Annotated in this window: 9 protein-coding genes; 8 read left to right on the forward strand and 1 reads right to left on the reverse strand. The window is 46.2% G+C overall.

Translation table 11 applies throughout. The features are described from left to right. Window positions 1-160 precede the first annotated feature (160 nt). The 4 genes from C162_RS29000 to C162_RS29015 all read left to right on the forward strand — a co-directional run bounded on the left by C162_RS29000 (window position 161) and on the right by C162_RS29015 (window position 3898). Window positions 161-802, forward strand: coding sequence for a PTS sugar transporter subunit IIA (locus C162_RS29000; RefSeq protein ID WP_051494016.1), 642 nt, complete (start codon window positions 161-163; stop codon window positions 800-802). After that, window positions 802-2220 (forward strand): glycoside hydrolase family 1 protein, encoded by a 1419-nt coding sequence (locus C162_RS29005; RefSeq protein ID WP_036700557.1) that lies wholly within the window; start codon window positions 802-804, stop codon window positions 2218-2220. Before C162_RS29000 ends, C162_RS29005 begins: the two co-directional genes overlap by 1 nt. Window positions 2221-2295: 75 nt before the next feature. Further along, a complete protein-coding gene (locus C162_RS29010) occupies window positions 2296-2991 on the forward strand; it encodes a luciferase domain-containing protein (protein ID WP_036700559.1) in 696 nt (231 codons plus the stop codon). A 25-nt stretch (window positions 2992-3016) separates the two neighbouring features. Next, complete coding sequence (locus C162_RS29015) at window positions 3017-3898, forward strand: fumarylacetoacetate hydrolase family protein (protein ID WP_036700561.1); 882 nt, start codon at window positions 3017-3019, stop codon at window positions 3896-3898. Between the two features lie 151 nt (window positions 3899-4049). On the opposite strand, the gene C162_RS29020 is transcribed toward C162_RS29015, so the two are convergent. Next, on the reverse strand, window positions 4050-4715 hold the full coding sequence (locus C162_RS29020) for a GntR family transcriptional regulator (RefSeq protein ID WP_036700563.1): 666 nt from the start codon (window positions 4713-4715) through the stop codon (window positions 4050-4052). A 252-nt stretch (window positions 4716-4967) separates the two neighbouring features. Between C162_RS29020 and C162_RS29025 the strand changes: the two genes are divergently transcribed. The 4 genes from C162_RS29025 to C162_RS29035 all read left to right on the forward strand — a co-directional run bounded on the left by C162_RS29025 (window position 4968) and on the right by C162_RS29035 (window position 7575). Further along, entirely contained in the window at window positions 4968-5597 is a 630-nt protein-coding gene (locus C162_RS29025) for a YbhB/YbcL family Raf kinase inhibitor-like protein (RefSeq protein ID WP_200869243.1), read from the forward strand. A 16-nt stretch (window positions 5598-5613) separates the two neighbouring features. Further along, window positions 5614-5844 carry a YbhB/YbcL family Raf kinase inhibitor-like protein gene (locus C162_RS37720; protein WP_442792482.1) on the forward strand — a complete coding sequence of 77 codons (231 nt, stop codon included), beginning with the start codon at window positions 5614-5616 and terminating at the stop codon, window positions 5842-5844. 94 nt (window positions 5845-5938) lie between these two features. Beyond that, the gene (locus tag C162_RS29030) at window positions 5939-6886 is read left to right on the forward strand and encodes a D-2-hydroxyacid dehydrogenase (protein ID WP_036700565.1); all 948 of its coding nucleotides are present in this window, start codon (window positions 5939-5941) and stop codon (window positions 6884-6886) included. A gap of 131 nt (window positions 6887-7017) precedes the next feature. Continuing rightward, window positions 7018-7575, forward strand: a complete 558-nt coding sequence (locus C162_RS29035; protein ID WP_084649083.1) for an ATP-binding cassette domain-containing protein — start codon at window positions 7018-7020, stop codon at window positions 7573-7575. Window positions 7576-7657 lie beyond the last annotated feature (82 nt).

Raw genomic sequence — 7657 nt, forward strand, 5'->3', positions numbered from 1 at the left:
AATACGGGAATTCTTCCCTTTTCGTTAGTTTACTTCACCGGGGGATGTTTTTCTAACTTTTTCAGTTTTTCGTTTCACGGATTCAGGTAGCGGATCTATTGGCGGAATTATCGTCGGGGCTGCAGGCTCCAAAGCATACGCCGCCGCAGTTCCGGGACTGATGACATTGCCGATCTTCTTCGGACCGGGATTTGTTGGGATTATTATCTCCATAGTGGCTGCGTTTGTCCTAGCCTTTGTAGTAACCCTGCTATGGAAGTTTAAAATGGAAGACGACTTTCCGGAAGGATCACTTGTAAGTTCTGTCAAGACTGAAGCTGTGCCTTCCAGCGAAGTTGTTATCCAAGCTCCGGTAAGTGGCACTGTTATTCCATTGGCAGACGTGAATGATGAAGCGTTCTCATCCGGAGCGTTAGGACAAGGGATAGCGATTAAGCCTAGGCTGGGGCAAGTATATGCGCCTTGCGATGGCGAGATTGTCTCTGTTCATTCGGGTGGACATGCGGTCGGCATCCGCACGGCAGAAGGCATTGAGCTGTTGATTCATGTTGGAATTGGCACCGTTAAGTTAAAGGGCAGGCATTTTCAAGTGCATGTGAAGGAAGCGCAGATCGTAAGACAGGGTGAGTTGCTCGTTCAGTGTGAGCTGGACAAAATCCAAACCGAGGGCTTCGATACGACGACTATGCTTATCGTGACAGATCGCTTGGATTACTCCGAAGTTGATATTCTTTCACACGGGGAAATCCTAGCGCATGAAAACATTCTAAGAATTTCAAACAACCAGCAGGAGGAATTATAATGACGGACTTAACGAATAAAAGGAGCTTTCCAGACGATTTTTTGTGGGGCGCTGCAACATCTGCCTTTCAAGTGGAGGGAGGCTACGCAGAGGGTGGAAAAGGGCTTTCTGTAGCGGATGTAGCTTCATTCAAACATGCAGATCAATATGCAGATACGACAATCGCAAGCGGCTTTTATCATAAATACAAACAGGATATTCAACTCATGGCTGAGCTTGGCCTGAAATCATACCGCTTCTCTATAGCCTGGACCCGCATATATCCAAATGGAAACGATGAACAACCTAATACTGAAGGTATAGCCTTCTATAATAACTTGATTAATACGCTTCTGGAATACGGCATTGAGCCTATCGTCACCATGTACCATTTCGATATGCCCCAGGCCCTTATTGACCAGTATAACGGCTGGCAGTCACGGAAGAGCATCGATGACTTCGACAGATATGCACGTACGCTGCTGAATCTTTACGGGGACCGGGTAAAATACTGGCTGCCGATCAATGAACAAAACCTGATGATCCGCAAGGATAAGCTATTAGGCCTGGAGCATCTGGAGGCCGGTGAGGTCAAAGAGAAATTACGGCACCAGATAAATTATCATATGTTCCTGGCTGCGGCCAGGGCAGTCGCTGCATGTCATGAGCTTTGTCCGCAGGCCAGAATTGGCCCAGCTTTTGCTTATCTGCCTGCCTATCCGGCAAGCTCCCGCCCGGAAGATGTTCTGGCCGCCCAAGACTCGGATCGTTTGCTTAATCATTATTTGACCGATACGTATGTCTATGGTGAATATCCGGCTTATTACAAGCATTATCTCGCACGGCAGGGGTGGCTGCCGGAGACTCAACCCGGGGATGAAGTTATTCTAAAAGCTGGATCTCCGGATTTCATCGGATTTAACTATTACGTCACTTTTGCAGCCCAGTACTGCCCACCTGAGACTGCAGCCGATTACACAAGCATCCTGAACCCTGTCCTTCCCGGTTATTTCAGATATGTGCCAAACGATTATCTGGCTGCGACCGAATATAATTGGCAGATTGATCCGACGGGCTTCAGGAAGTCCTTCCGCGACCTGTACGACCGTTATCAGTTGCCGCTTATGGTCACTGAGAATGGCCTGGGTACGGCCGATGTCCTGGATTCAGAGGGAAAAATTGATGATCATTACCGCATTGATTATCTCAAAGGGCATATCGAGCAGATGGGCTTAGCCATTGATGAAGGCATTCCGGTAATCGGATACCATATGTGGGCGTTCATAGATATCGTGAGCTCCAGCAACGGCTTCAGCAAAAGATATGGCCTGGTGTATGTGGACCGTGACGAGCTTGAGCCAAAAGAACTGAGAAGAGTGCGTAAAGAAAGCTACTTCTGGTATAAACGTGTGATTTCATCTAAAGGAACAGATCTGTAAAAATTGAATTAATCAATTTACAGCTTCTCAAAATCGATTATATAATATATAATCGATTTTATAGGAGGTGACTTCATGGTGTATATTCCCTTCATTGCATTGGTCATTATCTTTATGGCATGGGCAATCTGGGACTACAAAAAATGGAAGTCGTTAGGAAAAGGAGGTGTGCCTTTTAATCCGTATGGCTGGTTGTTGGTCTCATACTACCGTTTGAAGAAGCGGGACCCTCTCTCCCTTGATATTTATAAGGAGCGGATTGGGGGACCGGAAGATTCTATCCGGCTTGAAACGTTGCCCTACCGGGAAGGGGAGCGGCCGAGAATTGGCGTTCATCCTGTTCCCCATAGACAGCTGGACCAGCGTCCTGACCAGGAAATTAGACAATTGCTTCAGCGTACCTTCGATGATTACGTACACGCTCATCCAACCACGATTCATTTTGTGAAGAGCTATTATGAGAAGCGTAATGATGCCATCACGCTGCGTGAAGAGATTAATGGGCATCCCGTAAGTAAAATCACCTGTGGAGAGATTGCTCATATCCATCCGGATGATTCTTCTATGCACATGGTGTTCAGTCCAAGTGACGCATCAGAAGTCATCACGAAAGGGTGGGGAGAGCGTCATTCCTTATCAGGCTCTCCAATTCTCGGCTTACCTGACACCTACTTAATGATCTATGCACCGAGGAATGCCGCCGAAGTGGACATCGTTCGCAGGCTAGTTGACGGAGCTGTGCAGCACGTATGCCAATGCACCAATCACTAAATGACACCGAGAGGATAATATAATCATGAAACTCATTCATTTTCTGCAAGACCAGGAACCGAGAGTGGGGGTGTGGACTCCCCAAGGCATCCTTGATGTTACTAAAGCAGGGCAAACCTTAAATATGGCTGTTCCAAGCACTATGCAAGATATAATTAATCAAGGACAACAAGGGTTGGATTCCCTTCAGGCCCTCGCGGATAAGGCGCAAGAGCTGAACGGAGAGGCACTATATCTGGAAGAGAGCAGTCTTCATATTCTTCCTGTGTTAGAACAGCCGGAGAAACTGATATGTGTCGGACTCAACTATATGCCGCATATCCAGGAAGCCAAGATGGAGGTTCCCAAATCACCCGTTCTGTTCAGTAAATTCAACAATGCGCTGGCTGCGCACAATGAAAAGGTTAAGCTGCCCGAAACTGCGGAGAAATATGACTATGAGGCAGAAATGGTTCTCGTTATCGGCAAAGAGGCCAAAAATGTATCGCAAGAGGAAGCCTTATCTTATGTTTTTGGGTACAGTGCCGGTAACGATCTGTCGGCAAGAGATCTTCAGTTGCTCACAGGCCAGTGGTTTCTCGGGAAATCATTGGATCAGTTCGCTCCCGTTGGACCTTATCTTGTAACAGCCGATGAAGTAGACCCCTCCAATCTTGAAATCAGCTGTAAAGTGAATGGGGAGGTCCGCCAATTGGCGAATACGAAGAACATGATCTTTGACTGTGCATATTTGGTAAGCTACATTTCCCGATATATGACGTTGAAGCCCGGGGATTTAATCTTTACCGGCACTCCTGAAGGTGTTATTCTGGGCTACCCTCAAGATAAACAACAGTGGTTAACCGCCGGAGATGAGGTTGAAGTGACCATTGAGGGGCTGGGTACCCTGCGGAACAAATTAGTGTAAAAATAAAAAACCATTTCTCGCCCCCTGGGGAAGGAATGGTTTTTATTTACGCCAGAATTTATATGTTTCACATGATAACTTAATTCTTATATTTCTCGCTGAAACGATACCGTCCTGTAACAGGACGGAAAGCCGTTTCCACTTGTGCCTGCTATTTCTGTTCTTTGATCAGGATGTCTGCGGTTACGTGGATATGTTGTTTGTGCAGCGCGACAGCTTCATCCGTATTCCGTGCAATGATAGCATCCATCAAAGCCTTATGCTCTTCGTTCACGTTCCGGTTCAAATCCCTTGTGATCGACCAGTGCCGATAGAGTTCACTGATATCCCACAGACGCACACAGAGATCTGTAAGGAAGGGATTAGGACATGCAGACAGGATACTGTAGTGAAATTCCCGGTGCAGCTCCGTCCACTGCTCGTTAATTCGGGCAGGTTGCTCAGATAAATATTGCGGAGTCTGACTGAGCTTGTGATAGGCCCCAATGATCGTGGACTCCCAATGAATATCGCCATGTTCAATGGCAGAAGCAAGGGCCGCCCCTTCATTAAGAATGCGGAATTCTATCAGGTTCTGCAGTTCAGTTGTGGAGATCGTCTTCACGCTGAATCCCAGGTTGGGCATGGATACAATTAACCCTTGCTCCGCTAATCTGGTTAGGGCTTCACGGATAACAGCAATGGAAACCTGGAAAGTCCCCGATAATTCAGATGCCTTGAGGGGCTTCCCGGGAGGAAGATTCCCCGACAGAATCTCTGCCCGAAGCTGCTGCAGAACACCCTCGCTAAGTGTGGACGAGCCGTTTCTTCTAGCCATAAATACAAACCATCCTTTATGAAATCAGATATAAGTTACTTAAATAAAGGTCCATCAGCTATTAATGATAGCTTAACCTTACCAAATTACTTGAACAAAATGCAATTCAGACGGTTACATTCGTTAATACAATTACAAGATGATGATTAATTAAATAATCGATTATATTTACAAAATATATTATATAATATAAAATCGTTTATGTGTTAGTTTGTTATTCATAAAATACATCATCCGGAAAGGAGTATTACAATGAGAAAAATGTGGGGAATCGTATTGCTGGCGGGGGTATTCATACTATCAGCCTGCAGTCAGAACCAGGATACAAACCAAGCCGCATCAGCACAGTCCCAAAATGATCCGTTCTACCGGATGCCGCAGGTTGCTGCTTTTGATGCCAAAAGCTCGGATATTGGCGAAGATCGCGTACTTAAGACAGAGCAAATGTCAGCTATATTCGGAGTGGAGGGTGGTAAAGATGCTTCGCCCGAGCTGACATGGTCGGGAGCACCGGAAGGAACCAAAAGTTATGCTGTAACGATGTACGACCCGGATGCGCCAACAGGCTCAGGGTTCTGGCACTGGGCCGTGATTAACATTCCGGCTAATGTCACTTCGCTTCCTACAGGTGCCGGGGACGAGGGCGGAGCCAAGCTGCCTGAAGGAGCCATTCAGTTGCCTAATGATGCACGGGCCGCCCGTTATATCGGGGCTGCTCCTCCAGCAGGTGACGGGCCTCACAGGTACTACATTGTAGTACATGCCCTGGATGTTGAAGATATCGGAGTTACGGCAGAGGATACACCGGCACTGCTCGGATTTAATATGCTGAGTCATACCTTAGGAAGAGCAGTTATAGAAGCTTCTGCAGAAGTTAAATAATAACCGAAGAACGAATCTGCCGAATGGAGCCTATCAGCTTCCCAATGATGCGCGTGCCGCAAGATTTATAGGCGCAGCTCCTCCAGCAGGCCATGGGGCTCACCGTTACTATTATGTAGTCCACGCCCTGGATGTCGAGGATATTGGGGTAGGCCCGGAAGCAACTCCGGCATTTCTAGGGTTTAATATGTTCGGCCACACGCTTGGCCGCGCAGTTCTTGTAGCAAATGCTGAAATAAAGGAATAATTCAATATTTGATTCACTACAGCGGAATAGTAGCTTTGGCTACTATTTTCGCTTTTTTATATTCCACACTTCATGATATAGAGGAGGTACTTTGATGAAAGCTGTTAGTTTAATTTCTATGGAAGCTTCTGCGGAAACGAAACTGGAGAAGGCTTTAGGCAAATACGAAATGACATTCATGGGACAACATCTGGCTGCAGAAAGTGATATTCTGGAGGCCGAAATTATATTCGGATGGGATGAACAATGGGCAGAAGTGATCTTGGCTAATCCAAATCTGAAGTGGATGCAGGTGTGGAATGCCGGAGTCGACTCCCTTCCTTTAGAACGGTTCGGTCAGAACAAGGTGATAGTAACTAACTCCGGAGGGGCTTCAGCGAAGAATATGGCCGAACAGATACTCGGATACATGATTATGCATGAGAGAAGCTTGCATCTGGCGATACGCAATCAGATCAAGCATTCGTGGCAGGAACATTTGAACTTCGGAGAATTGTCCGGTCGAACTATTGGAATTGTTGGTGTAGGTCATATCGGCAGCCGGTTAGCAAAAATCGCTAAAGCGTTAGGAATGTACACGCTAGGGGTACGCAACTCCAATAAACCCGACCCATCCATTGATGAGATGTACGGGGTAGAGCAGCTTAACAATGTACTCCACAGAAGTGATTATATCGTTAATATTCTCCCGCTCACTACGAAGACTGCCCACTTATTTGATGCTCAACAGTTTGCAGCGTTCAAGGAAGGTGCGTTTTATATCAATGTTGGGAGGGGGAAAACGACTAATACGCTTGATTTAATTGAAGCTTTGCAATCTGGCAAGCTGAAAGGAGCAGCATTAGATGTATTCGAGACTGAACCCTTACCCGCAAACCACCCCTTATGGGATATGGAGAATGTAATCCTTACGCCGCATATTGCCGGAGATACAGACCGCTACAATGAGAGAATGCTGGAGCTTGTTCTTTTTAATCTAAATGCATTCAAGGAAGATACCAGCTCCATGAAGAATGTAATCAGCAGCGAGAAGCAATACTAAGTGAAGTATACTATATTTTAAAAATTTCTCTACAACCCATCCCCCAAAAGCCGGTGTTATCTTTAACTAAAACTACAAAAAGGTGTGTGTTAAAGATCACAACGGATAATCTAAAGATCGGACCTAACAGGATGGAGCTAGTTGTAGAGAACCTGGAAAAAAGCTTTGACGGTAAGCATGTATTGACCGGTGCGGACATGGTGTTTGAGCAAGGGAAGATTTACGGTCTGCTTGGCCGCAACGGGGCAGGGAAGACGACTTTGTTCAATTGCTTAAGCGGCGAATTAGAGGCAGATCGCGGAAGGATGAAGCTGGTACACGGCAATTCCAGCCGTGATTTGCAGGCAGAGGATGTAGGTTATATCCATTCCCTGCCGATTTTGCCGGAATTTCTGACCGGATATGAATTTATTCGTTTCTATATAGATGTGAATCAGGAAGCGGTTGCAGACCAGGGTGGCGATATAGATGCACTCTTTGACCTAATGTCTATTGAAGAGAGTGACCGCCACAAGCTGATTAAGCATCATTCGCACGGCATGAAAAATAAGCTGCAAATGCTGCTCGTACTCCTCATGAGGCCTCCTGTCATTCTGCTGGATGAGCCGCTGACTTCGCTTGATGTTGTCGTTGCCTTAGAGATGAAGAAGCTACTGAGGGAAATGAAGGATGATTATGTGTTAACCTGAATCCGTGAAACGAAAAACTGAAAAAGTTAGAAAAACATCCCCCGGTGAAGTAAACTAACGAAAAGGGAAGAATTCCCGTATT

Origin of the sequence: Paenibacillus sp. FSL R7-269 (assembly GCF_000517865.1) — a bacterium.
Taxonomy (GTDB): Bacteria; Bacillota; Bacilli; order Paenibacillales; family Paenibacillaceae; genus Paenibacillus_AQ.